Genomic DNA, 25,045 nt, shown 5'->3' on the forward strand with positions numbered 1-25,045 from the left:
CTATGGTTCGCGGCACAGTTGGGTACGTTGTAGGGGATGACTGTTCTAGCCGATAGCCACATCACCGGCGCGGTGCAGGCAGCCGAGCGGCTTCTGGCCGCTCGCGCCGGCTCCCCGGTGTCCTTAGCCGACCCCCAAGACCTCGGCGGGAGTGGGCGCACCGAAGTCGTGCGGGTGCGCGTTGCGCAGAACCCGTTCTCCGGCGATCGCACGCTGGTGATCAAGGTGCTCGGCGACGGCGACGCCATCTCGGGCGAGGCGTTCATCCGTGAGGTTGCATCGTATAAATACGCGACGGCGTTGCCGACGGAGTCGCGCCCGGGACCTGCCCTGATAGCGTTCGACCTGCGGGCCAGGGTGCTGGTGCTCAGCGACCTCGGCGACGGCAGGTCGATGACCGAGCTGCTCGGCAGCAACGATGTGGTGGCCACGTCCAACGCGGTCAGTGCATGGGGACAGGCGCTCGGCCGGATGCATGCCGCAACGGTGGGCGGCGAGAACGACTTCGCCGCGCTGTTGCGGCAGGGCGCCGAGGGCATCGCAGTGGATGCGCTCCGCGCGCAGTTCGATGCTGCGGTCCGCGCCGCTCCGCGGGTGATCGCCGATGTGTTCGGCCTCGCGATCGACCCTGAGGTGCTCGGCGCGCTGGAGAAGGCGGGTGAGCTGTTCCGGGAGGGTGAGCACCGTGCGTTCAGCCCCTCCGATGTCGGACCGGAGAACATCCTCATCAACGACGAGGGTGTGCAGTTCATGGACTACGAGTGGGGTGGCTTCCGGGACGCCTCGCTCGACATCGCTTACGCGCTGGTGACATTCACCCCGTGGCTGTCCGGCGACACCGGCGCCCGTCGGGTGGATCTCGAAACCGCGATGATCGATGCGTGGCGCTCCGAGGTCCAAGGAATCTGGCCGGCGTTGGGATCGGACCGCGAACTCGCCCGCAAGACCGTGCTTGCTCGGCTGGCCTGGGTGTGGTTGTCCACGATGTGGATGCTTCCGGTGGACGAGTCCGATGTGGGTCGCGCGGACGAGCCCCACGGCCTCGCGCTGAGTACCTCCGATCCTCGCGTGATCGTGGACCGCTGGGCCGGTCTTGCCGACGCTGCGCGCCGCGCGGACGCACCGCGATTGGGCGATTTCGCCGACACCGTGGGTCAGGCGCTCGACTCCTCGTGGCTGCACTGATCAACACCTGTGATGACTGACGATCAGGGTGGCCTGTTCGCCGCCCCCGAAGCGCCGCCCGCCACGATCACCGCCGGATTGCCACGACCTACCGCCGGCGCGCCGCTGGCCGTGCGCATGCGTCCGGCCACACTCGAAGAGATTGTCGGGCAAGAGCATCTGCTCGAGTCCGGATCGCCGCTGCGGCGGCTGATCGACGGTTCGGGCGCGGCGTCGGTCTTGTTGTTCGGTCCTCCCGGGACGGGTAAGACGACGATGGCGGCGTTGATCTCTGCGGCCGCCGGTGGCCGTTTCGAGGCGCTGTCGGCACTCTCATCGGGCGTCAAAGAGGTGCGGGCCGTGATCGATGCAGCCCGCCGACGGCTGATCTCGGGGACGCAGACGGTGCTGTTCATCGACGAGGTCCACCGCTTCTCCAAGACCCAGCAGGATGCGCTGCTGGACGCGGTGGAGAACCGGATCGTGCTGCTGGTGGCGGCGACGACGGAGAACCCTTCGTTCTCGGTGGTCGCGCCGCTGCTCTCGCGATCGCTGGTGTTGCAGTTGCGCTCGCTCGGTGGTCCGGACATCCGAAAGCTGTTGATACGGGCAGCGGCCGACCCACGCGGGCTCGCGGGCGCCGTCACGATCGACGAGGACGCGCTCGATCATCTGGAGAAGATCTCGGCGGGTGACGCCCGCCGCGGACTGACTGCGCTCGAGGCCGCCGCCGACACGGCTTTGTCCGACGCGGGCAGCGGCGACGATGAGGCCGTAGCGGTCACGCTCGCCCACGTGGAGTCCGCGGTCGACCGCGCAGCGGTGCGGTACGACCGCGACGGCGATCAGCACTACGACGTCATCAGTGCGTTCATCAAATCCATTCGCGGGTCGGATGTCGACGCGGCCCTGCACTATCTGGCCCGGATGATCAGCGCGGGGGAAGATCCTCGGTTCATCGCGCGCAGGCTTGTCGTCCACGCGAGCGAAGACATCGGGATGGCAGATCCGACCGCGTTGCAGACCGCAGCCGCTGCGGCACAGGCAGTACAGCTAATCGGTATGCCCGAAGCGCGCCTGGCGCTGGCTCAGGCCACCATTCACCTCGCGACCGCGCCGAAGTCGGCAGGCGTGGTCGCCGCGATCGGGGCCGCGGTCGCCGATGTGGAGGGGGGCAAGGCCGGAGCGGTACCCGCCCATCTCCGCGACGGTCACTACGCGGGCGCCGCCAAACTCGGCAACGCAGTCGGATACCGCTATCCGCACGACGATCCCGGCGGGGTCGTGACCCAGCAGTACCCGCCGGACGAACTCGTCGGAGTCGACTACTACATCCCGACAGACCACGGCCACGAGCGGGAGATCGGCCCCCGTCTCGGCCGGTTGCGCAACATCGTCCGCGGTCGGCGATGACGGGCGATGACGGACTGGACGCGGTGGTGCCAGTAGGGTGGATTCGGCTCGTTCGCGGGCGTGTGACAACTGCAGTCGAAACGTGAGGACCCCCAGTGCAGACGCATGAGATCAGGAAGCGGTTCCTGGATCACTTCATCAAGGCCGGGCACACAGAGGTACCCAGCGCGTCGTTGATCCTCGACGATCCGAACCTGCTGTTCGTCAACGCCGGCATGGTGCCCTTCAAACCGTATTTCCTGGGCGAGCAGACACCGTCGTACGACCGGGCGACGAGCATTCAGAAGTGCGTCCGCACCCTCGACATCGAGGAGGTGGGTATCACCACCCGCCACAACACCTTCTTTCAGATGGCGGGCAACTTCTCCTTCGGCGATTACTTCAAACGCGAGGCGATCACGTTCGCGTGGACCCTGTTGACCAACCCGGTCACGGAGGGCGGCTTCGGTATCGATCCGCTACGACTGTGGCCGACCGTCTATCTCGACGATGATGAGGCCGAAGCCATCTGGCGGGACGAGATCGGGGTGCCCGCCGAGCGGATCCAGCGCCGTGGCCTGAAGGACAACTATTGGTCCATGGGCGTACCGGGCCCGTGTGGACCCTGTTCGGAGATCTTCTACGACCGTGGCCCGGAGTACGGGGTCGACGGTGGTCCCGAGGCCGATGAGGACCGCTTCATCGAAATCTGGAATCTCGTCTTCATGGAGAACCAGCGTGGACCAGGTGGCGGCAAAGAAGGCTACGAGATCCTCGGACCGCTTCCCAAGAAGAACATCGACACCGGGCTCGGTATCGAACGCGTCGCGTGCATCCTGCAGGGCGTCGACAACGTGTACGAAACGGACCTGCTGGCCCCGGTCATCGCAGTCGCCGAACGCCTGACCGGCCGGACCTATACCGCCTCCAATGCTGCGGATGCGATCCGGTTCCGGGTCATCGCCGATCACTCGCGGACGGCAGTGATGCTCATCGCCGACGGCATCACCCCGGGCAACGACGGACGGGGCTATGTACTGCGCCGGCTGTTGCGTCGCATCGTCCGGTCCGCCCGACTCCTCGGCGCGAGCAGCACGACGATGGGTGAGTTCATCGAGGCCGTCATCGACACCATGGCGAGTTCGTATCCCGATCTGCCGGAACAACGTTCACGCATCGTCTCCATCGCGGTCGGCGAAGAGGACGCCTTTCTCAAGACCCTGTCGGCCGGTTCGAAGTTGTTCGACGACGCCGCGGCCGCGACGAAGGCGTCCGGCGCAACGCGGATCAGCGGCGGCGACGCATTCGCCCTGCACGACACCTACGGTTTCCCGATCGACCTCACGCTCGAGATGGCAGCAGAAGCCGGGCTCGCGGTGGACCGCGAGGGCTTCACCGCATTGATGGCCGAGCAGCGCAACCGCGCCAAGGCCGATGCCACAGCGAGAAAATCGGGTCATGCCGACCTGAGCGTCTACCGCGAGTTCCTGGACCGTGGCCCGACGTTGTTCACCGGATTCGATGAACTCGCCACCGAGGCACGGGTGTTGGGGCTCGTGGCCGACGGCGGCCGGGTGCGCAGCGCGTCGAAGGGGCAGACGGTCGAGGTGATCCTCGACCGGAGCCCCCTGTACGCCGAAGCGGGCGGGCAGATCGCCGACATCGGCACGATCACCACGTCGGCAGGCCTACGCGTCACCGTCAAAGATGTTCAGAAGCTCGGAAAGTCGGTCTGGCTGCACAAAGCCGTCGTCGACGACGGTGAGATCACCGAAGGTGACGACGTACTCGCCCAGGTCGACAACGCCTGGCGCCACGGCGCGACGCAGGGTCACTCGGGAACCCACCTGGTCGGCGCCGCACTCCGCCAGGTACTCGGTCCCTCGGCCACCCAGGCCGGATCGCTCAACCGGCCCGGATACCTGCGTTTCGACTTCAGCGCATCGGGACCGGTCACCGAGTCCCAGCGGGCAGAGATCGAAGAGATCACCAACTCGGCGGTAGAGGCCAACTATCCGGTCAACACCTTCGAGACCGGCCTGACCGAGGCCAAGGCGATGGGCGCGATGGCGCTGTTCGGTGAGAACTACGGAGACGTGGTGCGGGTGGTGGAGATGGGTGGCCCCTTCTCGATGGAACTGTGCGGCGGGACGCACGTCTCGACCTCGGCGCAGGTCGGGCCGGTCACCTTGCTCGGCGAATCGTCGGTGGGGTCGGGCGTGCGCCGGATCGAGGCCTACGTGGGACTCGACTCCTACCGATATCTCGCCAAGGAACGCTCCCTGCTCGCCGGATTGGCCTCGTCACTGAAGGTTCCGAGCGACCAGGTCCCCGCCCGGGTCGAGAACCTGGTGACCAAGCTCAAGGAAGCCGAGAAACAGATCGAGAAGATGCGGGCCGACGCCGCCCGCGCCTCGGTCGGATCGCTGATCGACGATGCTCACCGGGTCGGCGACGTCCTGGTGGTCGCCGGGTCGCTCGACGGGCTGGACGCGGGCGACTTGCGCACCTTGGCGGCTGACCTGCGCGGCCGGGTGGCGTCGGATGTCGCTGTGGTGGCACTGTTCTCGGCCTCCGGGGACAAGGTGCCGTTCGCCATCGCGACGACTGAATCCGCCCGCAGCGGAGGCATCAAGGCCGGTGACCTGGTACGCGAACTCGCTCCACTGGTGTCGGGTCGGGGTGGCGGCAAACCAGACCTGGCGCAGGGCTCGGGGTCGGACGCAGCGGGGATCGGCCCGGCGTTGGCGCGCCTGCGCGAACTGGTCGGCGAGATTCGATGACCTTGACGCCGCGCGGACGGCGGCTGGCCATCGATGTCGGAAGTGTCCGCATCGGGGTCGCCTCGTGCGATCCCGACGGCATACTCGCCACTCCGGTCGAGACAGTGGCGCGCACACCGAAAGCCGACGGTGACCTGCGTCGTATCGCCGCGATCGTAGACGAGTACGAGGCCGTCGAGGTGATCGTCGGGCTGCCCAAGACCCTGCGTGACGAGCACGGCCACGCGGCCGCCCTGGCCACAGAGTTCGGCACGGCGCTGGGAGAACGGATCTCCCCGGTACCGGTGCTGTACAGCGATGAGCGGCTCAGCACGATCACGGCCCAGCAGGCCCTGCGCTCGTCGGGAGTGCGCGCGAAGGCGCAAAAGAACGTGGTCGATCAGGCTGCCGCAGTCGCGATCCTGCAGGGATGGTTGGATTTACAGACACATCGCCACGATCTGGAGTCGGGCCGTCAGGAAGGTCTCGGGTGAACGACGATCGATCCGAGGGACCGCCTGACGATCCCGGCCACGGCGACCGCACAGAACAGCAGGAGCGGGCGGCCCACCGCCGACGGCGGTCCGGTGGACACCCGGACCCCGAGCGGCTGCGGTACTTCACCCATGGCGATGGCGCGCCTCGCTCCGGTGGTCGTCACGGTCCCCGGGTCATCCCGCTGCAAGATCCGGGTGCCTCTCGTCGTAACCCGCCCGGCCGGGGCAGCCCACCGGCGGCCGGCTCGCCGTGGTCTCCACCCGGGTCCGACGATGGCCGCCGCCCACCGCCGCCGGGGGCTTCTCCACCTTCTTCCGCGGCTCCGCCCGCCCGAGAGCGCGGCCCGGTCGATTCCGGGCCCCTCCGGCCACCTGCCACCGGCCACGAACCTCGGTTCGACCGTCAGGGTCCGCCCCCACACGCCTACGACCCTGCGCCGACGCACGACGCCCCGGGACCGTTCTCTGATCCCGGTCGAGACGAGTACGACCGCAGGCAGGCCGACGCCCGCGAGCGGAGTTCGCGGGCGCAGGCCGCTGTCGGCGCCTCCACCACCGAACGCGACGGGGGACCGTTGCCGGCCCACGACCGCTCGCCGAAACGAAGCGCCGCTGCAGAACGCAGACGCCGGCGGCGCCGAGTCGTCATCTCGATCGCTCTCGTTTTCATGGTGGTGCTGATCGGAGGCATCGGTTACGCGGGACTGCGCGTGGTCGGGTTCTTCGGCGCCGACGACAAGGACTTCACCAACACCGCAGGTACGGCCGATGTGATCGTGCAGATCCCGCAAGATGCGACGCTGACGAAGTTCGGTGAGATCCTCACGGAGAACGACGTGGTGGCCAGCGTCAACGCCTTCACCACGGCGGCCAATGGCGAACCGATATCGGCGGGATTCTACAAGCTCCGCACCGAGATCCCCGCCAGCACGGCGGTGGCGATGATGACGAACACCGAGAACAGGGTGGGCAGGGTCGTCATCCCCGAGGGCCTGCAGCTCGACACCAAGGAAGGTATCGACGGAAAGACGACGCCGGGTATCTTTGCCAGGGTCGCCGAGGCGACCACCGTCGACCTCAACGGTGAGGAAAGCGGCGTCACCGTCGAAGAACTCGCCCAGGCCGCCGCCACGGCGACACCACAGGAGCTGGGTGTGCCGTCCTGGGCGACGGATGCGGTGACCGCGCTGACCGGTGACCACCGGCGGATCGAAGGTTTGATCGCGCCGACGTCGTGGGAGGCCATCGACCCATCCCAGACGCCGGTGCAGATGCTCAATTACCTGATCTCCCGGAGCGCGTCCCTGTTCGCTCAGTGGGGGTTGCCGGAATCGGGAACCTCCACCAGCAATCTGACGCCCTACCAGACACTGGTGACCGCCTCGGTCGTCGAACGTGAGGTGAATCGGGCGGAGGACTACCCGAAGGTCGCCCGGGTGATCGTCAACCGGCTCGGTGACGACCAGGCGCTACAGATGGACTCGACGGTGAACTACACCTCGGCCATCCAGAACATCGACGTCGCGGGCGATGACTTCACCGCGGCAACCAAGTGGAACACCTACCAGCAGAAGGGACTGCCTCCGACGCCGATCGGAGCGGTGGGCCAACCTGCACTGCAGGCCTCGCTCGATCCACCTGCGGGTAACTGGCTGTACTTCGTCTCCGTCGACCAGCAGGGGACCACACTGTTCACCGAGGACTTCGAGCAACACAAGCGGAACCGTCAACAGGCGTGCGACAACGGTGTGCTGAAGACCAACTGTGGATGATTGACGTCGGGATGATTGACTTCGGGATGATTGACGTCGGGGATGAGTGACAACGGGATCAGCGTAATGAAGGGTCCACGCGCGGCAGCGATCTTGGGTTCGCCGGTGTCGCATTCGCGATCACCTGCATTGCACCTCGCGGCCTACGAGGCCCTCGGCCTCACCGGCTGGACGTACGAGCGTATGGAGTGCACGGCCGAGCAGCTACCCGCGCTCGTGTCGGGTCTCGATGAGAGATACGTGGGTCTGTCCGTCACGATGCCGGGCAAGCGCGCAGCCCTGGCGTTCGCGGATCATCGCACCGAGCGGGCGGCGGCCGTGGGTTCGGCCAACACGCTGGTCCGTCGCGAGGACGGCTGGCACGCGGACTGTACCGACGTGGACGGCGCCTCGGCCGCCCTTGTCGACCTCGGGATCACCGACGGAGCCGGCTCGCGAGCTGTCCTGGTGGGGGCAGGCGGCACCGCAGCGCCGGTGGTGGCCGCACTGGCCGCCGCAGGGTTCCGGGAGTTGAGCGTGGTCGCCCGCAGCGCTGGTCGCGCGAGCGAGGTGCTCGCTGTCGCCGACGCGTACGGTATCGCCGCCGAGGTGCTCGCATTCGAGCCGAATTTCACGCTGCGCGAGCGCACCCGCGACTGCGCTGTCCTGGTCAACACGGTCCCGGCCGCCGCAGCAGCTCCCTTGGTCTCGGCGCTGTCGTCCGCGCCGCGCCTTTTCGATGTGATCTACGACCCGTGGCCGACCCCGCTGGCGGCGGCGGTCGAAAGCGCCGGCGGCCTGGTTGTCGGCGGCCTGGTGATGTTGCTGAACCAGGCATACGGGCAGGTCGAGCAGTTCACCGGGATGCCGGCGCCACGGGTGGCGATGGCCGCAGCGCTCACCTGATCCGCGAGTTCTCCACAGATCTGACCGCCATCCCCAGAGTGGTGCTCTGTGGGAGTGTCCTGGCACGGCGATGGTCGATGGTGGACGGATGCAGCTGGTGCTCCCGATACTTGCGATCTGGTTGATCGCTCTGTCGATATCTGACCTGCGCGAGCGCAGACTCCCCAACACCCTGACCCTGCCCGCGCTCTTCGGGGCTGTTGTCGGGGCCGTCACTCATCCCGCCGCGATACCGGCGTTGCTGCTCGCCGCCGCGGCGTACGGCGTGATCCATGCACTGGGTGGCTGCGGGGGTGGCGATCTCAAACTCGTCCCGACGTTGGGCGCGATGTCTGGCTCGCTGCTGGCGGGGGCCGTACTGATCCTGCTCGCCCAGCTGTTCACCCTCGCCGGTGCTGCGGGGTCTGGCCGGAACCCACAGGCACACGGTCCGCCACTCTGTATCGCCGCGGCCCTGTCGTGTGGTGTCTGGTGAGTGTCGCGGCATCTGGTGACGGCGCACCAGTGCAGGCGTGGAACAATTGAGAACTGTGTTGCGCTGGAGTACTGCCGGAGAATCCCATGGTCCCGCTCTGGTCGCTGTCCTGGAAGGGATGGTGGCCGGTGTCGAGGTGACCTCGTCACAGATCGCCGACCAATTGGCTCGTCGCCGATTGGGCTACGGCCGCGGGGCGAGAATGAAGTTCGAGGCCGATCAGGTGACCGTGGTGGGCGGAGTACGCCACGGACTCACCATGGGTGGCCCGGTGGCCATCGAGGTCGGCAACACCGAGTGGCCGAAGTGGGAAACGGTGATGTCTGCGGACCCCGTTCCGCAGGAGGAGCTCGACGGGATCGCCCGCAACGCCCCGCTCACGCGGCCCCGTCCGGGCCACGCCGACTATTCCGGAATGCTCAAATACGGCTTCGACGACGCCCGGCCGGTCCTGGAGCGGGCCAGTGCCCGGGAGACCGCCGCCCGAGTCGCCGTGGGCACCGTCGCCAGGAACTTCCTGCGTCAGGTCCTCGGTATCGACGTGCTGTCGCATGTGATCTCCATCGGCGACTCCGCGCCCTACGTCGGCGCGGCGCCCACGTACCTGGATCTCGAACAGATCGATGCGAGCCCGGTGCGGGCCTACTCCGCCGACGTCGAAGCCGCCATGATCGCGGAGATCGAGGCCGCCAAGCGGGACGGGGACACACTCGGCGGCGTCGTCGAGGTCGTGGCGACGGGCGTACCGGTCGGACTCGGATCACATGTCAGCGGAGACCGGAGGCTCGATTCCCGGTTGGCGGGTGCACTGATGGGCATCCAGGCCATCAAAGGTGTCGAGGTGGGGGACGGCTTCGAGACGGCTCGCCGTCGCGGCAGCGCCGCCCACGACGAGATGGTCCCCGGGCCCGATGGTGCGGTCAGGTCCACAAACCGGGCCGGTGGGCTCGAAGGCGGGATGAGCAACGGTGAGTTCATCCGGGTACGCGCGGCGATGAAACCGATCTCGACGGTCCCACGTGCTCTGTCGACGATGGACATGACCACCGGCGAGCAGGCCACCGCAATTCATCAGCGGTCGGACGTGTGTGCGGTTCCGGCTGCCGGCGTGGTCGCCGAAAGCATGGTCGCCCTGGTGCTGGCGCAGGCGGCCCTCGAGAAGTTCGGTGGCGATTCCGCACTCGAGACCGGCGACAACGTCGCCGGCTATCTCAAACGCGTGGCCGCGCGGCTGCCGCAACCGTGACGGACCGCCAGGGGCCGCGCGCCGTCCTGGTCGGGTTCATGGGATCCGGCAAGACCACGGTGGGACAGCAACTCGCGCGGGCCCTCAAAGTCGCGTGGATCGACAGTGACAGTGAAATCGAACGCCGTGCGGGTCGCTCGATCCCGCAGATCTTCACAACGGACGGAGAGTCTGCGTTCCGCGACCTCGAGGAGCAGGTCGTGGCCGACCTCCTCGCCGAACACACCGGCGTCCTCTCGCTCGGGGGTGGGGCGGTGCTGAGCACGAGGACACGGGAACGCCTCGCAGGCCACCCGGTGGTCTATCTGAAAATGTCTGCCGAACAAGGCTTTTCGCGGGTGTCCAATTCGGACAGGCCGCTGTTGCGGGCCGAGGATCCGGCTGCTGTGTACCGCGATCTGCTGGCCGAGCGCGACCCCATCTACCACACGGTCGCGACGATCGTCGTCGACGCCCACCCCCACCAGCGGCGCGTCGCGGACGACATCATCGCCGCGCTCAGCACTCAGGAGGCGACACAGTGACAGACAACAGCGCACCGATCCGGGTACCGGTGAACAGTGAGAGTCCGTACGACGTCATCATCGGCCGGGGCCTGCTCACCGAATTGGTGGAGGCGGTCACGGGCGCAGACTCGGTCGCGATCCTGTACCAGCCGACGCTGGCCGAGACGGCCGAAGTGATCCGCAAGACGTTGGACGAGAACAACTTCAACGCACACAGGGTCGAGATCCCCGACGCGGAGTCCGGCAAGGAGCTCTCCGTGGCGGCGTTCTGCTGGGAGGTCTTCGGCCGGATCGGCATGAAACGTAACGACGTCGTGATCAGTCTCGGCGGGGGAGCGGCCACCGACCTCACCGGATTCGTGGCCGCGACGTGGATGCGCGGCATCCCGGTGGTGCACGTGCCGACGACACTGCTGGCAATGGTCGACGCCGCGGTCGGCGGTAAGACGGGGATCAACACCGAGGCAGGCAAGAACCTCGTCGGCTCGTTCCACGAACCGCGTGCAGTGCTCATCGACATCGCGACCCTGGAAACGGTGCCGCGCAACGAGATCATCGCCGGGATGGCTGAGGTCATCAAGACCGGCTTCATCGCCGACCCCGTCATCCTGGATCTGATCGAAGCCGATCCCGAGGCCGCACTCGACCCCACCGGTCCGGTGTTGCCCGAATTGATCGAACGTTCTGTGCGGGTCAAGGCAGGTGTTGTCGCCGCGGATCTGCGGGAGTCCTCGCTGCGCGAGATCCTCAACTACGGGCACACCCTCGGACACGCCATCGAACGTCGCGAGAAGTACCGCTGGCGTCATGGCGCGGCCGTCGCAGTGGGTCTGGTGTACGCGGCAGAGCTCGGGCGGCTCGCCGGTCGGCTCGACGACCAGACCGCCGATCGTCACAAGACGATCCTCGAAAGTGTCGGGCTGCCGGTGGGCTACGACCCCGACGCGTTCGGTGATCTGCTCAAGGGCATGGCGGGCGACAAGAAGAACCGCTCGGGGATGTTGCGATTCGTCATCCTCGACGGGCTGGGTACACCGGGCCGTCTGGAGGCCCCGGATCCCGCTCTCCTCGTCGCCGCATACTCGGCGGTGGCCAAGGAGCAACCGTCGGGCGGCGCAATCCTGCTCTGACGGCGCGAGGGCCATCGCCCACCCGAATTCGCGAGGCCCACCCGACGTTTCGGGTGGGCCTCGCAAATTCGGGTGGGTGGTCGACTACTTGGTGAGTCCGACCGGTTGCGTCTGCTGGTACGAGAAGTCGTCGTCGGCCTCGGCATCGCGGGCGGCCTGGTTCTTGCGGTGTTGGCGGCGGGTCAGGAACCGGCCCAGCGCAGCCCCCACCAGGGCGGGCACGAAGATCAGCAGCGTGGTGAACGAACCACCCGCGAAGATCTCGATCGCGAGCGAGTTCTGACCGATGCCCGCCATCACCCAGTTACCCAGGATCCAGCAGACGATCGCGCTGATGAGACCGGCGAAGAGACCGGCCTTGAGCCAGACCATGGTCAGGTCGCGGTAGTCGTCGGGATCCTCGTGTTCGCGACCGTCGACGAGTCCGTCGACACCGCCCCAGATCAGCGCAACGAGGACGACCGCCGCGATGGCGACCGTCTTCCACATCGTCGATTCCAGAGGCCAGGCGACGATGGCCAGACCCAACAGGACCCGGGCACCGATGTGCACCGCCGACATGACCAACCCACGCAACAACCACGCAACCATGCGAGCAGACTACCGATGCCCGGCCGCTTTGTGTGGCAGGGCCCACAAATGAACCCTGTGTCCGGCGTTATCGGGACGTTCCGGCGGGGGAAGGCCCAGTTCGGCTCCGGCCGAACAGCACGCCTTCGGGTACGCCGCGGTCCGCCCCGGCGGGCCCACTCCACTAGCCTTGACACATGAGTGCCACCTCACAGACCTCGCAACAGTCGGCCGGCGTCGCCCGCGTGGCGCCCGACCTGGGTCCGACCGCACAGAGCGCGAGGCGGGACCTGCTGCGCGCCCAGCTCGATACCGCGGGGGTGGACGCGGTGCTGATCACCGATCTGATCAACCTGCGGTATCTGACCGGGTTCACCGGGTCCAACGGCGCTCTCGTGGTGACCGCGACCGGGGCTGACACGATCAGCACCGACGGCCGCTACCTCACCCAGGTGTCCGAGCAGGCGCCGGATCTGAGCGCGATCATCGCCCGCGATTGTCCGAGGGCTCTGATCGAGGACCTGTCCGGCTCCGGGGCCAGGATCGGCTTCGAGAAGCACATCGTGACGGTGGCGACCCACCAACGACTGGTCCCTCTTCTGACCGGCGGGGAGACCCTCGTCGGGGTGGCGCCTCTCGTCGAGGAGCTTCGTATCGTCAAAGACGAGTACGAGGTGGAGCAGATCCGCACCGCGTGCCAGGCGGCAGACCTCGCGTTGGCCGACATCATCGCCGACGGATTGCTCGTCCCGGGACGTACCGAGCGGCAGGTGGCACGAGCGCTGGAATGGGCGATGTTCGAGCGGGGCGCCGAAGCGATCTCTTTCGAGACGATCGTCGCCACCGGGGCGAACTCGGCCATCCCGCATCACCGGCCGACGGACGCCGAGCTCAGCTCCGGCGACCTGTTGAAGATCGATTTCGGGGCGGTCGTCGAGGGCTATCACTCCGACATGACCCGCACGTACGTGCTCGAGACCGTGCAACCGTGGCAACGCGACATCTACGAGGTGGTCGCGGCCGCGCAACTGGCGGGACGCGAAGCGCTCGAACCCGGCGTCGAAGCGGTCGGGGTCGATGCCGCCGCTCGTTCGATCATCGATGATGCGGGGTTCGGCGAGTACTACGTCCACGGCCTGGGCCACGGCGTCGGCCTGCAGATCCATGAAGCGCCGTCGATCGGGGCTCTCAGCACGGGTACACTGCCATGCGGTGCAGCTGTAACCGTCGAGCCCGGCGTCTACCTGCCGGGTAGGGGCGGTGTCAGGATCGAGGACACCCTCGTGGTCCGTGACGGCGAACCCGAACTGCTCACCACCACCGACAAGACATTCACCGTCATCTGATCGCGCGCCCCGGCGCGAGCAGCAGATGGGCGCAGCAACAACATGCCCGGGGCGGGTGAGAGGAAGAACAGCAAAGTGGCAAACACCTCGGATTTCAAAAACGGCCTGGTGCTCAACATGGAGGGCAACCTCTGGCAGATCCTTGAGTTCCAGCACGTGAAGCCCGGCAAGGGGCCGGCCTTCGTCCGGACCAAGCTGAAGAACATCCTGTCGGGCAAGACCGTCGACAAGACCTTCAACGCGGGTGTCAAGGTCGAGACCGCAACGGTCGATCGGCGCGACATGACCTACCTGTACAACGATGGCACCGACTACGTCTTCATGGATGGCGAGACGTTCGAGCAGCTCAACGTCAGCCCGGAGATCGTCGGGGACAGCGCGAACTTCATGCTCGAGAACATCAAGGTCCAGGTCGCGACCCACGAAGGCGTGCCGTTGTACGTCGAGTTGCCCGTCACCGTGGAGTTGGTGGTCTCGCAGACCGATCCTGGCGTCCAGGGCGACCGTTCGACCGGTGGCACCAAGCCCGCGACCCTGGAGACCGGCGCCGAGATCGCCGTCCCGCTGTTCATCAACACCGGTGACAAGCTCAAGGTCGACTCGCGCGACGGTGGCTATCTCGGCCGCGTCAACTCCTGACGCTGGTGAAACAACCAGGTACCCGCCACAAGGCACGCAAGCGTGCCGTGGATCTGCTGTTCGAGGCCGAGGTCAAGAATTGCTCGCCGGTCGATCTGATCGTCCAGCGCCGCGAGTTGGCGATCGGCGACGACAGCGTCGGCAAGATCAACGACTACACCGCCCAGATCATCGAAGGCATCGCCGGCGACACCGCGGGCGTGGACGCGGTCATCTCCTCCCATCTCAAGGAGTGGACGCTGCCGCGGTTGCCCGCGGTCGACCGGGCGATCTTGCGGCTGGCGACATGGGAGCTGTTCAACACCGTCGACGTTCCGACCATGGTGGTCGTCGACGAGGCGGTCGAATTGGCCAAGGAGCTGTCCACGGATGACTCGCCCGCGTTCATCAACGGAGTCCTCGGCCGGATCGTGCTGCTCGCACCGCAGGTTCGGGCCGCACTCACCGCGGAACGGTCGAGCGGGTCGACGACAGACCATCGATCGCAGGGGTCGTAACCACGCCTGATAACGTATGGCGAAGAAATTGTGATGGCGACCGATACATCTACGGATGGGTGGCCATGACAGTGGCCGACATCCTTTAACGATCCGTCCAGAGAGGCGGAGAAGGAGGTCCCGATCACCGTGCCAGCACCCGAGGGCGACGGCACCGACACGGGTCGTGAACTACTCGACGACGCCGATGTCGGGCGGACCATAGCGCGGATAGCGCATCAGATCATCGAGAAGACCGCATTGGACAATTCCGATGCGCCTCGCGTGGTCATCATCGGAATTCCCACCCGCGGAATCTTTCTCGCCCGCAGACTCGCCCAGAACATCGCCGAGTTCGCCGGGGTCGACGTACCCGTGGGATACCTCGACATCACGTTGTATCGCGACGACCTGCGTGCGAAACCACACCGCGCCCTCGAACCCACGGTGGTGCCGGCGGGAGGCGTCGACGGTGCCCTGGTGGTGCTCGTCGACGACGTCCTCTACTCCGGTCGCACTGTTCGTGCGGCGCTCGACGCCCTGCGGGATCTCGGTAGGCCGGCGGCGGTGCAACTCGCGGTGCTGGTCGACCGTGGGCATCGGGAGCTACCGTTGCGCGCCGACTACGTGGGCAAGAACATCCCGACCTCGCGGAGCGAGGACGTGCAGGTCCATCTGCGTGAACACGACGGCGCCGACCGCGTGGTGCTGCGGGCGGGAGCGAGCTGATGCGACATCTGCTGTCCGTGGACGACTTGACCGTCGACACCGCCACCGAACTCCTCGACGAAGCGGAGCGATTCGAGCAAGCCCTGGTCGGGCGCGAGGTTCGTAAACTCCCGACCCTCCGGGGCCGCACGATCATGACGGTGTTCTACGAGAACTCAACACGCACAAGGGTTTCCTTCGAGGTTGCCGGTAAGTGGATGAGTGCCGACGTGATCAACGTCAGCGCGTCCAGCTCGTCGACCAGCAAGGGGGAGTCGCTACGCGACACCGCGAAGACCCTGCGAGCGGCAGGCGCCGATGCCCTGATCGTGCGCCACCCCGCGTCTGGCGCCGCGCACCAGATCGCCCAGTGGACGTGGGAGGACGGCACCGGTCCGTCGGTCATCAACGCCGGCGACGGCACCCACGAACATCCCACCCAGGCGCTGCTCGACGCCCTCACCCTCCGTCAGCGCCTCGGGTCGCTCGCCGGTCGCCGGATCGCCATCGTCGGGGACGTCTTGCATTCGCGGGTGGCCCGCTCGAATGCGCACCTGCTCGCGAAACTGGGTGCGCAGGTGGTGCTCGTCGCGCCACCCACACTGTTGCCCGTCGGGGTCGAGACGTGGCCTGTCGAGATCTCGCACAGTCTCGACGCCGAACTCGCCGCGGTGGACGCAGTCATGCTGCTGCGGGTGCAGGCCGAGCGCATGAACGGCGGATTCTTCCCGTCGGCTCGCGAGTACTCGATCCGCTACGGCTTGTCCGATCGGCGTTCGGCTCTGCTGGCCGATCATGCGGTGGTTCTTCATCCCGGTCCCATGCTGCGCGGCATGGAGATCGGATTCTCGGTCGCGGATTCGTCGAAGGCGACTGTGCTGCAACAGGTATCCAACGGAGTGCATATGCGGATGGCGGTGTTGTTCACCTTGCTGGTCGGAACCGAGAGCGAGGGTCCGGCGTGAGCGGTGAACTCCTGATCAAGAACGTCCGGCCGTACGCAGGCGATCTCGTCGACATCGTGGTCCGAGACGGCGAGATCGCCGAGATCGGCCCGGACCTCACCGCTGCCCCCGAGGTAGAGGTGCTCGACGGAGCCGGGGCGATCGCGTTGCCGGGCTTCGTCGACATGCACACCCACCTGCGCGAACCCGGTCGCGAAGACACCGAGACGATCGAAACCGGTTCGGCCGCGGCGGCTCTGGGCGGCTACACGGCAGTGTTCGCGATGGCGAACACCGATCCCGTCGCCGACACCGCGGTGATCACCGACTACGTGTGGCGCCGTGGACAAGAAGTAGGCCTCGTCGACGTGCACCCCGTCGGTGCGGTAACCGTCGGACTGGCCGGCAAACAACTGGCCGAGATGGGCGCGATGGCCGCCGGTGCGGGCAAGGTGCGCGTGTTCAGCGATGACGGCAAGTGTGTCGACGATCCGCTGCTGATGCGCCGTGCGCTCGAGTACGCCAAGGGTCTCGATGTGCTGATCGCCCAGCACGCCGAAGAGCCGCGGCTGACGGTCGGTGCCATTGCGCACGAAGGTTCGGTGGCCTCTCGACTCGGCCTCGCGGGCTGGCCACGTGCCGCCGAGGAGTCGATCGTCGCGCGGGACGCGCTGCTCGCCAGGGATGCCGGTGCCCGCGTGCACATCTGTCACGCCTCCACCGAGGGCACCGTCGAGCTGCTCGAGTGGGCGCGCGGACAGGGGATCTCGATCACCGCGGAGGTGACTCCCCACCACCTGCTGCTCGACGACACCCGACTGAACACCTACGACCCGGTCAACAAGGTCAATCCACCGCTGCGTGAGGACCGCGATCGCCTCGCCCTTCGCCGCGCCCTTGCCGACGGCATCGTCGACTGCGTCGCCACCGACCACGCGCCCCATGCCGCACAGGACAAGTGCTGCGAGTTCGCCAACGCCCGCCCAGGAATGCTCGGACTGCAGACCGCGCTCTCGATCGTGGTGGAGACGATGGTGCGGCCAGGGCTGATCGACTGGCGCGGCGTCGCCAAGGTGATGAGCGAACGCCCGGCCCAGATCACCGGTCTGCCCGATCAGGGACGGCCGATCGCGGTTGGTGAACCTGCCAATCTCGCCCTGATCGATCCGGACACCGAGTGGACCGTCGAGTCCGGAGCTCTGGCGAGCCTGTCCGAGAACTCACCGTTCGACGGGTTGACGCTGCCTGCGGTCGTGGTGGCCACGGTCTTGCGTGGTGAGGTGACCAACAACGGCGGAAAGGTCCGGTCGCCGCGATGACGGGCGTGGTGGTCGTGCTGATCGTGGTCGCGGCGTGGGGCGGCATCGTCGGTTTGATGCTGCTCGGCTGGCGCGGTCGGGGCAGGCGACAGGAGCAGCTGCTGGGCGCCTTTCCTGAGGTCCCGGCGGCGCTCGGCGCCCGTCGACTCGGTCCGCACTCCGGCCTGTACGTCGGGTCGACGATCGCGCCGAGCTGGCAGGACCGCGTCGCGGTCGGCGACTACGGCGACCGGGCGACTGCCGAGATCAGCCGGTTCGACACCGGCATCCTGATCGAACGCAACGGTGCGAACCCGATCTGGATCCCCGACGACCAGATCACCGCGATCCGCACCGAACGCGGCCTGGCAGGCAAGGTCATGACGGCCGACGGGGTCCTCGTGATCCGCTGGCTGCTCCCGTCGGGTACCGAGATCGACTCGGGTGTGCGCGCCGACGACAAAAGCATCTACCCACATTGGGTGAAACCTCTAGAGCAGGACGGAAAGAAATCGTGACATCAGGTAATCCGGGAAATCAGGCCGTGTTGGTCCTGGAGAACGGCGAGCGCTACGTCGGCACCAGCTTCGGAGCCCGGGGCGAAACGCTGGGTGAGGCGGTCTTCTGCACGGCGATGACCGGGTACCAGGAGACGCTGACAGATCCGAGTTATCACCGTCAGATCGTGGTCGCCACCGCACCGCAGATCGGCAACACGGGCTGGAACAAAGAGGACGGCGAGAGCCGTGCAGGGTCGGATGACTCGGGGAAGATCTGGGTTCGCGGCTACGCGGTCCGGAACCCGACCCGCCGGGTGTCCAGCTGGCGCGCCACCGGTTCGCTCGAAGACGAGCTGATCGAGCAGGGAATCGTCGGGATCGCGGGCATCGACACCCGCACCGTCGTACGTACCCTGCGTGATCACGGGTCCATGCGGGCGGGCATCTTTTCCGGAGATGCGCTCGCCGGGACCGACGAATTGTTGCGGCGCGTCGTCGAGGCGCCGCAGATGGCGGGTGCGAACCTCGCCGGCGAGGTCTCGACCACGGACGGATACGTCGTCGAACCGGATGGCGAGGTGAGGTTCACCGTCGCTGCGATCGACCTCGGGATCAAGACGAATACCCCGCGTATGTTCGCGCAGCGCGGGTTCCGGGTGCATGTGCTGCCGGCAGGCACCGCGTTCGACGCCATCGAGGATCTGAAGCCCGACGGCGTCTTCTTGTCGAACGGGCCCGGTGACCCGGCGACCGCGAACCAGGTCGTCGATTTCACCCGCGAAGTCCTCGGCGCCGACATCCCGCTCTTCGGCATCTGTTTCGGAAATCAGATCCTGGGCCGTGCACTGGGCCGCGACACCTTCAAGATGAAGTTCGGTCACCGCGGCATCAACATTCCCGTGATCGAGCACTCCACCGGTGCGGTCTCCATCACGGCTCAGAACCACGGGTTCGCACTCGAGGGAGAAGCGGGCGAGGAGTTCGCCTCGGATTTCGGAACCGCGCGCGTCAGCCACGTCTGCGCCAACGACGGCGTCGTCGAGGGCGTCGAATTGGCCAGCGGCAGAGCGTTCTCCGTGCAATACCACCCGGAGGCTGCGGCCGGCCCGCACGATGCGGCCTACCTGTTCGACAAGTTCACCACCCTGCTGCAAGGAGCACGTGCCTGATGCCCCGCCGTACCGACCTCTCGCATGTTCTGGTCATCGGCTCCGGTCCGATCGTCATCGGTCAGGCCTGCGAGTTCGACTATTCCGGAACCCAGGCGTGCCGAGTGCTCCGCGCCGAGGGCCTGCGCGTGAGCCTGGTGAACTCCAACCCGGCCACGATCATGACGGACCCCGAGTTCGCCGACGCCACCTACATCGAACCGATCACCGCCGCCTACGTGGAGAAGGTGATCATCGCCGAACGCGACGCCGGTCATCCGATCGACGCCGTGCTCGCCACGCTCGGCGGACAGACCGCCCTCAACTGCGCGGTCGCGCTCCATGAGGAGGGCATCCTCGAGCGGTACGACATCGAGCTGATCGGTGCCGACTTCGAGGCGATCCAGCGTGGCGAGGACCGCCAGAAGTTCAAGGACATCGTGGCCAAGGTCGGCGGGGAGAGCGCCAAGTCGGCCGTGTGTTACACGATGGAGGAGGTCCACGAGACCGTGGCCGAACTCGGCTACCCCGTCGTCGTCCGGCCGTCCTTCACCATGGGCGGGCTCGGGTCCGGCATGGCCTATGACGAGAACGACCTGAACAGGATCGCCGGCGGCGGCCTCGCCGCCTCACCGACCGCCAACGTGCTCATCGAGGAGTCGATCCTCGGCTGGAAAGAGTACGAACTCGAGTTGATGCGCGACAACCGCGACAACGTCGTGGTGGTCTGCTCGATCGAGAATGTCGACCCGGTCGGGGTGCACACCGGTGACTCGGTGACCGTCGCGCCGGCCATGACACTGACCGACCGCGAGTACCAGGACATGCGTGATCTCTCGATCGCGATCCTGCGCGAGGTCGGTGTCGACACCGGCGGTTGCAACATCCAGTTCGCGATGGACCCGGCCGACGGGCGCCTCGTCGTCATCGAGATGAACCCGCGGGTGTCCCGCTCGTCCGCGCTGGCATCGAAGGCAACCGGTTTCCCGATCGCCAAGATCGCCGCCAAGCTCGCTGTCGGCTACAGCCTCGACGAGATCGTCAACGACATCACGAAGGAGACGCCGGCCTGCTTCGAGCCGACGCTCGACTATGTGGTCGTCAAGGCCCCACGCTTCGCGTTCGAGAAGTTCCCCGGCGCCGACGACACCCTCACCACCACCATGAAGTCGGTGGGTGAGGCGATGTCTCTGGGTCGCTCCTTCGCCGAGGCGCTCGGCAAGGTCATGCGGTCCCTCGAAACCAAGGCTGCGGGCTTCTGGACCGAACCCGTCGATCCCGATGCCGTTCCCGAGTTGCTCCCCGAACTCCTCGAACGGCTTCAGACGCCCAAAGACGGCAGGCTGTACGGGATCATGCGGGCGTTCGCCCTCGGCGCGACAGTCGAGCAACTCTTCGATTCGACCAAGGTCGATCCGTGGTTCCTCGCCGAGATCGAGGGCATCCACGAACTCGGCAACCGCATCAGGTCCGCGGACACCATCGACGAGTCCTTGCTCCGCGAGGCCAAGAGTTCAGGTATCTCCGATCGCCAGATCGCAGCCCTGCGAGACGACCTCGCCGACGAGGCGGCAGTGCGCAGTCTGCGCCATACCCTCGGCGTGCGTCCGGTGTACAAGACGGTCGACACCTGCGCCGCGGAGTTCGAGGCCGCGACGCCGTACCACTACTCGACCTACGAGCTCGATCCCGCAGCCAAGACCGAGGTCGCACCGCAACGTGATCGTCCCAAGGTCTTGATCCTCGGGTCGGGCCCGAACCGCATCGGCCAGGGCATCGAGTTCGACTACTCGTGCGTGCACGCCGCGACGACGTTGTCGGAGGTGGGTTACGAGACCGTCATGGTCAATTGCAATCCCGAGACCGTGTCCACCGACTACGACACCGCCGACCGTCTGTACTTCGAGCCCCTGACGTTCGAGGACGTCCTCGAGGTGTTCCACTCCGAATCGGAGTCGGGCACCGTGGCCGGCGTGATCGTGCAGCTGGGCGGCCAGACACCTCTCGGCCTCGCGCATCGCCTGCAATCGGCCGGCGTCCCGATCGTCGGCACCAGCCCCGAGGCCATCGATCTCGCCGAGGATCGCGGCGAGTTCGGCAAGGTCCTGGCCACCGCGGGCCTGCCTGCCGCCAAGTACGGCATGGCCACGACTTTCGCGCAGGCCAAGACCATCGCAGGCGACATCGGATACCCGGTGCTCGTGCGCCCGTCCTACGTTCTGGGCGGCCGCGGGATGGAGATCGTCTACGACGAAACGTCGCTCGAGGGTTACATCTCCCGGGCCACCGAGATCACGCTCGAGCACCCCGTCCTGGTAGACCGCTTCCTCGAAGACGCCATCGAGATCGACGTCGACGCCCTCTACGACGGCACGGACTGCTACATCGGCGGCGTGATGGAGCACATCGAAGAGGCAGGTATCCACTCCGGTGACTCCGCGTGCGCGTTGCCGCCGATCACGCTCGGACGCTCCGACCTGGAGAACGTGCGTCGGTCCACCGAGGCTCTCGCGAAGGGGATCGGCGTCCGCGGACTGCTCAATGTCCAGTACGCCCTCAAGGACGACATTCTTTATGTCCTCGAGGCCAATCCGCGGGCGAGCCGAACGGTGCCTTTCGTATCCAAAGCGACCGCGGTGCCACTGGCCAAAGCCTGCGCCCGCGTGATGCTCGGGGCGACGATCGCGGAGTTGCGCGCCGACGGGATCTTGCCCGCGGAGGGAGACGGTTCGGCACTGTCGTCGTCGTCGCCGATCGCGGTCAAGGAAGCGGTGCTGCCGTTCAACCGCTTCCGAAGGGCCGACGGCAGCGGCGTCGATTCGCTGCTGAGCCCGGAGATGAAGTCGACGGGCGAGGTCATGGGTATCGACGCGGACTTCGGTCGCGCATTTGCCAAGTCGCAGACCGCCGCCTACGGTTCGCTGCCGACCACGGGGAAGATCTTCGTATCGGTCGCCAACAAGGACAAGCGTGCTCTGCTGTTCCCGGTCAAACGGCTCGCGGACCTCGGCTTCGAGATCCTCGCCACCGAGGGGACTGCGGACGTGCTGCGGCGCAACGGTATCGATGCCACCCAGGTGTTCAAGCACTCAGACACCGACCTGCCTGATGGTGAGGTGACGATCGTCGAACGGATCCGCTCGGGTGAGATCGCCATGGTCATCAACACGCCGTACGGCAATTCGGGTCCCCGCATCGACGGCTACGAGATCCGCAGCGCGGCGGTCTCGGTGAACATCCCCTGCATCACGACCGTGCAGGGGGCGAGCGCGGCGATCCAGGGTATCGAAGCTGCCATCAACGGAGCCATGGGTGTGCAATCGTTGCAGTCACGACATCTGTCGATGCTGGGTGGCTAGATGAGTGTGGATCTGAGTGTGGCGCGGACGTTCCGGTCTCGCTACCGCGAGGTGGTGGCGGACCGTGGCCGGTTGTGCGCCGGCGTCGACCCGCATCCAGAACTGCTGGAGCAATGGGGGCTTCCCGTCAGCGGGGCCGGCGTCCACGCGTTCGGAGAGATCTGCGTCGAGGCGCTCGGTCCGGTCGCCTCGGTGATCAAACCGCAGGTCGCCTTCTTCGAGACGTTCGGGTCGGCCGGTTTTGCGGCTCTCGAATCAGTGATCGCCGGCTGCCGCGCCGAGGGTGCGCTTGTGATCGCCGATGCCAAACGCGGCGACATCGGCTCGACGATGGCAGCGTACGGACGCGCCTGGCTCGATCCGGCGTCGCCGCTGTCCTCGGATGCTGTCACCGCGTCGCCCTACCTCGGATTCGGTTCGCTGGAACCGGCCATCGATCTGGCGCGCAAGACGGGGCGGTGTGTCTTCGCGCTGGCCCGCACCTCGAATCCCGAAGGCGCGCCGGTGCAACTCGCTCACCGTGACGGCGTCAGCGTGGCGCAGCGGATCATCGATGCCGCAGCGTCGGCCAACACCGATGGTTCGTCGACGCTCGGCGTGGTAGTCGGGGCGACCCGGGAGCACGGACTGGACCTCGGCGGCCTGAACGGCCCCGTCCTCGCGCCGGGCCTGGGGGCACAGGGGGCGAGCGCCGACGATCTGCGTGGTGTGTTCGGCGGTTCCGATCTGTCGTGGTTACTGCCTGCCAGCTCGCGCGCGGTCCTGCGGGCAGGACCCGACCCACAACAGTTGCGCACTGCCTATCAGCAGGCCCGCGACGAGGTCGAGACGGCCTTGGGGCGATCGATCAGCTGAGAGCCGCAACAGGCAACGCGTCGAGGAACCCGTCGATGCGCGGCCAGGTGTCGCGGGCCGCGTCCGGTCCTGCAATCAGGCCCAGGTGACTGGACTCGACAGTCGTGAAATGCACCTGTGGCGACGACCCGAACAGTTCCACCCCGTGGTGGGCCGCCTGCCATGGCACGATTGCATCGCGGTGACTCCCGAACAGCTGGATGGGCACGGCGATCGACGTCAGGTCGATGCTCCGATCTCCCAGCGTCACCACCCCGCGAGCGAGCTCGTCGTGATAGATCAACCGCTCCCACATCTGCTCGACCAGGAGCCCCGGGTAGCCGGGGAACTTCCGCTGGAAACGGTTCACGACCTCCATACGGGCGAGGGTCTCCGTCTCGCCGAGGTTGTTGAGGATGAACCATGGCTTCTTCAGTTCGCGCTCCCAGGCGGTCGCGCGGTAGGCGAGCTGAACCAGCGGCGCGGGGATCCCGCCGAGCGCCTTGAGCACAGCCGTGACGGCCCGGCCTCCGGTGGGGGCGGTCATGGCCCGGACGACGGGGTAGGGCGGCACCAGCGCGTAGTTGAGTGGGGTCCCGACGGCGGTGATCGATCGCACCGGCAACTCGGGATGCGCTGCCAGGCTCAGGAAGCTGACGGTTCCGCCCAGACTCCAGGCGATCACGTCGACCTCGGTTCCCGCGGGACCGTTGAAATCGGCGAGCACCCGATCGACGGCCTGCGGGACGATGTCGTCGATGAAGTCCTCGAAACCGATCTTCCGGTCTGCCCGGGTCATCTCGCCGTAGTCGACGACGTAGGGCACTCGTCCCGTGTCGAGGAGGTGTCCGACCAGCGAGTGTGCCGGTCCCAGGTCGTAGCACGTCGCGGGAGCCGCCAGCGGCGGTATCAGCAACACCGGACCGCGGCCGTCGCCGCGGGCGCGCTGGAGGCTGCTCAGGTCACCGTAGCGGCGGAGCTCTCGATGTGGCTCGGAGTGCAGGACGACGTGTTCGGTCCGGAACTCCGGGCGGATCCCGTCACCCACGGTCAGGGCGCGCAGGTTACCGAGCTGAGCTCGCAACCGATCGAGAAGGGGGCTCGAGTCGCCGTCGATCCCCGAATCGGCTGCTTCCTCCGCCTCGATCATCGTGCCTGTCATCGACTCCGCCCTCGTCGTGTGAATGTCTGCGTCGTCATCTAACACCACCCGCGTTCGTCACCGGTGTGCTGACCCGCCGGCCGGTATTCGCGGAGCTCGCGACGCCTCCGTGCAGGTCACACGCGCAGCCGACACGCGCGTGCGAGCAAAAATCTCAGAAAGATCCCGCCGCGGAACTCCCGTCACAGGCGTATCGGCGATGTGACCTACGTCATGTATGTTCACCTTTACC

Annotated in this window: 22 protein-coding genes; 20 read left to right on the plus strand and 2 right to left on the minus strand. The window is 66.8% G+C overall.

The window, feature by feature from the left end:
• The first annotated feature begins 36 nt into the window (after nt 1-36).
• From BH683_RS13705 to aroB, 10 genes are all read left to right on the plus strand, one after another.
• Nucleotides 37-1,185 (plus strand): hypothetical protein, encoded by a 1,149-nt coding sequence (locus BH683_RS13705; protein ID WP_084836824.1) that lies wholly within the window; start codon nt 37-39, stop codon nt 1,183-1,185.
• A gap of 12 nt (nt 1,186-1,197) precedes the next feature.
• Complete coding sequence (locus BH683_RS13710; RefSeq protein WP_084836825.1) at nt 1,198-2,577, plus strand: replication-associated recombination protein A; 1,380 nt, start codon at nt 1,198-1,200, stop codon at nt 2,575-2,577.
• A 95-nt stretch (nt 2,578-2,672) separates the two neighbouring features.
• Entirely contained in the window at nt 2,673-5,339 is a 2,667-nt protein-coding gene (gene alaS / locus BH683_RS13715; RefSeq protein ID WP_084836826.1) for an alanine--tRNA ligase, read from the plus strand.
• Nucleotides 5,336-5,812, plus strand: a complete 477-nt coding sequence (gene ruvX / locus BH683_RS13720; protein ID WP_084836827.1) for a Holliday junction resolvase RuvX — start codon at nt 5,336-5,338, stop codon at nt 5,810-5,812. Before alaS ends, ruvX begins: the two co-directional genes overlap by 4 nt.
• The gene (mltG, locus tag BH683_RS13725) at nt 5,809-7,587 is read left to right on the plus strand and encodes an endolytic transglycosylase MltG (protein WP_246833368.1); all 1,779 of its coding nucleotides are present in this window, start codon (nt 5,809-5,811) and stop codon (nt 7,585-7,587) included. Before ruvX ends, mltG begins: the two co-directional genes overlap by 4 nt.
• A gap of 66 nt (nt 7,588-7,653) precedes the next feature.
• Entirely contained in the window at nt 7,654-8,472 is an 819-nt protein-coding gene (locus BH683_RS13730) for a shikimate dehydrogenase (protein WP_084836829.1), read from the plus strand.
• Between the two features lie 88 nt (nt 8,473-8,560).
• Entirely contained in the window at nt 8,561-8,947 is a 387-nt protein-coding gene (locus BH683_RS13735) for an A24 family peptidase (RefSeq protein WP_168187045.1), read from the plus strand.
• 37 nt (nt 8,948-8,984) lie between these two features.
• The gene (gene aroC / locus BH683_RS13740; RefSeq protein ID WP_084836831.1) at nt 8,985-10,193 is read left to right on the plus strand and encodes a chorismate synthase; all 1,209 of its coding nucleotides are present in this window, start codon (nt 8,985-8,987) and stop codon (nt 10,191-10,193) included.
• The gene (locus BH683_RS13745) at nt 10,190-10,717 is read left to right on the plus strand and encodes a shikimate kinase (protein WP_308203573.1); all 528 of its coding nucleotides are present in this window, start codon (nt 10,190-10,192) and stop codon (nt 10,715-10,717) included. Before aroC ends, BH683_RS13745 begins: the two co-directional genes overlap by 4 nt.
• The gene (gene aroB / locus BH683_RS13750; RefSeq protein WP_084836832.1) at nt 10,714-11,829 is read left to right on the plus strand and encodes a 3-dehydroquinate synthase; all 1,116 of its coding nucleotides are present in this window, start codon (nt 10,714-10,716) and stop codon (nt 11,827-11,829) included. The genes BH683_RS13745 and aroB overlap by 4 nt, the downstream gene beginning before the upstream one ends.
• Nucleotides 11,830-11,913: 84 nt before the next feature.
• On the opposite strand, the gene BH683_RS13755 is transcribed toward aroB, so the two are convergent.
• A complete protein-coding gene (locus tag BH683_RS13755) occupies nt 11,914-12,420 on the minus strand; it encodes a B-4DMT family transporter (RefSeq protein ID WP_084836833.1) in 507 nt (168 codons plus the stop codon).
• 176 nt (nt 12,421-12,596) lie between these two features.
• Between BH683_RS13755 and BH683_RS13760 the strand changes: the two genes are divergently transcribed.
• From BH683_RS13760 to pyrF, 10 genes are all read left to right on the plus strand, one after another.
• Nucleotides 12,597-13,745 carry a Xaa-Pro peptidase family protein gene (locus BH683_RS13760; protein WP_084836834.1) on the plus strand — a complete coding sequence of 383 codons (1,149 nt, stop codon included), beginning with the start codon at nt 12,597-12,599 and terminating at the stop codon, nt 13,743-13,745.
• A gap of 75 nt (nt 13,746-13,820) precedes the next feature.
• Entirely contained in the window at nt 13,821-14,384 is a 564-nt protein-coding gene (efp, locus tag BH683_RS13765) for an elongation factor P (RefSeq protein WP_084836945.1), read from the plus strand.
• 5 nt (nt 14,385-14,389) lie between these two features.
• Complete coding sequence (gene nusB, locus BH683_RS13770; RefSeq protein ID WP_084836835.1) at nt 14,390-14,881, plus strand: transcription antitermination factor NusB; 492 nt, start codon at nt 14,390-14,392, stop codon at nt 14,879-14,881.
• Between the two features lie 129 nt (nt 14,882-15,010).
• Nucleotides 15,011-15,589, plus strand: a complete 579-nt coding sequence (gene pyrR / locus BH683_RS13775) for a bifunctional pyr operon transcriptional regulator/uracil phosphoribosyltransferase PyrR (protein WP_084836836.1) — start codon at nt 15,011-15,013, stop codon at nt 15,587-15,589.
• Complete coding sequence (locus BH683_RS13780) at nt 15,589-16,533, plus strand: aspartate carbamoyltransferase catalytic subunit (protein WP_084836837.1); 945 nt, start codon at nt 15,589-15,591, stop codon at nt 16,531-16,533. Before pyrR ends, BH683_RS13780 begins: the two co-directional genes overlap by 1 nt.
• Nucleotides 16,530-17,831 carry a dihydroorotase gene (locus BH683_RS13785; RefSeq protein WP_084836838.1) on the plus strand — a complete coding sequence of 434 codons (1,302 nt, stop codon included), beginning with the start codon at nt 16,530-16,532 and terminating at the stop codon, nt 17,829-17,831. The genes BH683_RS13780 and BH683_RS13785 overlap by 4 nt, the downstream gene beginning before the upstream one ends.
• Nucleotides 17,828-18,328, plus strand: a complete 501-nt coding sequence (locus tag BH683_RS13790; RefSeq protein ID WP_084836839.1) for a transporter — start codon at nt 17,828-17,830, stop codon at nt 18,326-18,328. The genes BH683_RS13785 and BH683_RS13790 overlap by 4 nt, the downstream gene beginning before the upstream one ends.
• Nucleotides 18,325-19,479, plus strand: coding sequence for a glutamine-hydrolyzing carbamoyl-phosphate synthase small subunit (gene carA / locus BH683_RS13795; protein WP_084836840.1), 1,155 nt, complete (start codon nt 18,325-18,327; stop codon nt 19,477-19,479). Before BH683_RS13790 ends, carA begins: the two co-directional genes overlap by 4 nt.
• The gene (carB, locus tag BH683_RS13800; RefSeq protein ID WP_084836841.1) at nt 19,479-22,817 is read left to right on the plus strand and encodes a carbamoyl-phosphate synthase large subunit; all 3,339 of its coding nucleotides are present in this window, start codon (nt 19,479-19,481) and stop codon (nt 22,815-22,817) included. Before carA ends, carB begins: the two co-directional genes overlap by 1 nt.
• Nucleotides 22,818-23,672, plus strand: a complete 855-nt coding sequence (pyrF, locus tag BH683_RS13805; protein ID WP_084836842.1) for an orotidine-5'-phosphate decarboxylase — start codon at nt 22,818-22,820, stop codon at nt 23,670-23,672.
• Here the strand turns inward: pyrF and BH683_RS13810 are convergent.
• Nucleotides 23,665-24,813, minus strand: a complete 1,149-nt coding sequence (locus tag BH683_RS13810) for an alpha/beta hydrolase (RefSeq protein WP_246833369.1) — start codon at nt 24,811-24,813, stop codon at nt 23,665-23,667. The two genes, pyrF and BH683_RS13810, sit on opposite strands and share 8 nt — an antisense overlap.
• Nucleotides 24,814-25,045: the final 232 nt, after the last annotated feature.

It is taken from the genome of Williamsia sp. 1138 (assembly GCF_002095435.2).
Taxonomy (GTDB): domain Bacteria; phylum Actinomycetota; class Actinomycetes; order Mycobacteriales; family Mycobacteriaceae; genus Williamsia.

What these genes read in the sequence shown, in the direction of transcription:
- BH683_RS13705 (WP_084836824.1), top strand. Translation starts at nt 37, where the DNA reads ATGACTGTTCTAGCCGATAGCCACATCACCGGCGCGGTGCAGGCAGCC.
- BH683_RS13710 (WP_084836825.1), top strand. Translation starts at nt 1,198, where the DNA reads ATGACTGACGATCAGGGTGGCCTGTTCGCCGCCCCCGAAGCGCCGCCC.
- ruvX (WP_084836827.1), top strand. Translation starts at nt 5,336, where the DNA reads ATGACCTTGACGCCGCGCGGACGGCGGCTGGCCATCGATGTCGGAAGT.
- BH683_RS13730 (WP_084836829.1), top strand. Translation starts at nt 7,654, where the DNA reads ATGAAGGGTCCACGCGCGGCAGCGATCTTGGGTTCGCCGGTGTCGCAT.
- BH683_RS13735 (WP_168187045.1), top strand. Translation starts at nt 8,561, where the DNA reads ATGCAGCTGGTGCTCCCGATACTTGCGATCTGGTTGATCGCTCTGTCG.
- BH683_RS13755 (WP_084836833.1), bottom strand. Translation starts at nt 12,420, where the DNA reads ATGGTTGCGTGGTTGTTGCGTGGGTTGGTCATGTCGGCGGTGCACATC.
- BH683_RS13760 (WP_084836834.1), top strand. Translation starts at nt 12,597, where the DNA reads ATGAGTGCCACCTCACAGACCTCGCAACAGTCGGCCGGCGTCGCCCGC.
- BH683_RS13780 (WP_084836837.1), top strand. Translation starts at nt 15,589, where the DNA reads ATGCGACATCTGCTGTCCGTGGACGACTTGACCGTCGACACCGCCACC.
- BH683_RS13790 (WP_084836839.1), top strand. Translation starts at nt 17,828, where the DNA reads ATGACGGGCGTGGTGGTCGTGCTGATCGTGGTCGCGGCGTGGGGCGGC.
- carB (WP_084836841.1), top strand. Translation starts at nt 19,479, where the DNA reads ATGCCCCGCCGTACCGACCTCTCGCATGTTCTGGTCATCGGCTCCGGT.
- pyrF (WP_084836842.1), top strand. Translation starts at nt 22,818, where the DNA reads ATGAGTGTGGATCTGAGTGTGGCGCGGACGTTCCGGTCTCGCTACCGC.
- BH683_RS13810 (WP_246833369.1), bottom strand. Translation starts at nt 24,813, where the DNA reads ATGACAGGCACGATGATCGAGGCGGAGGAAGCAGCCGATTCGGGGATC.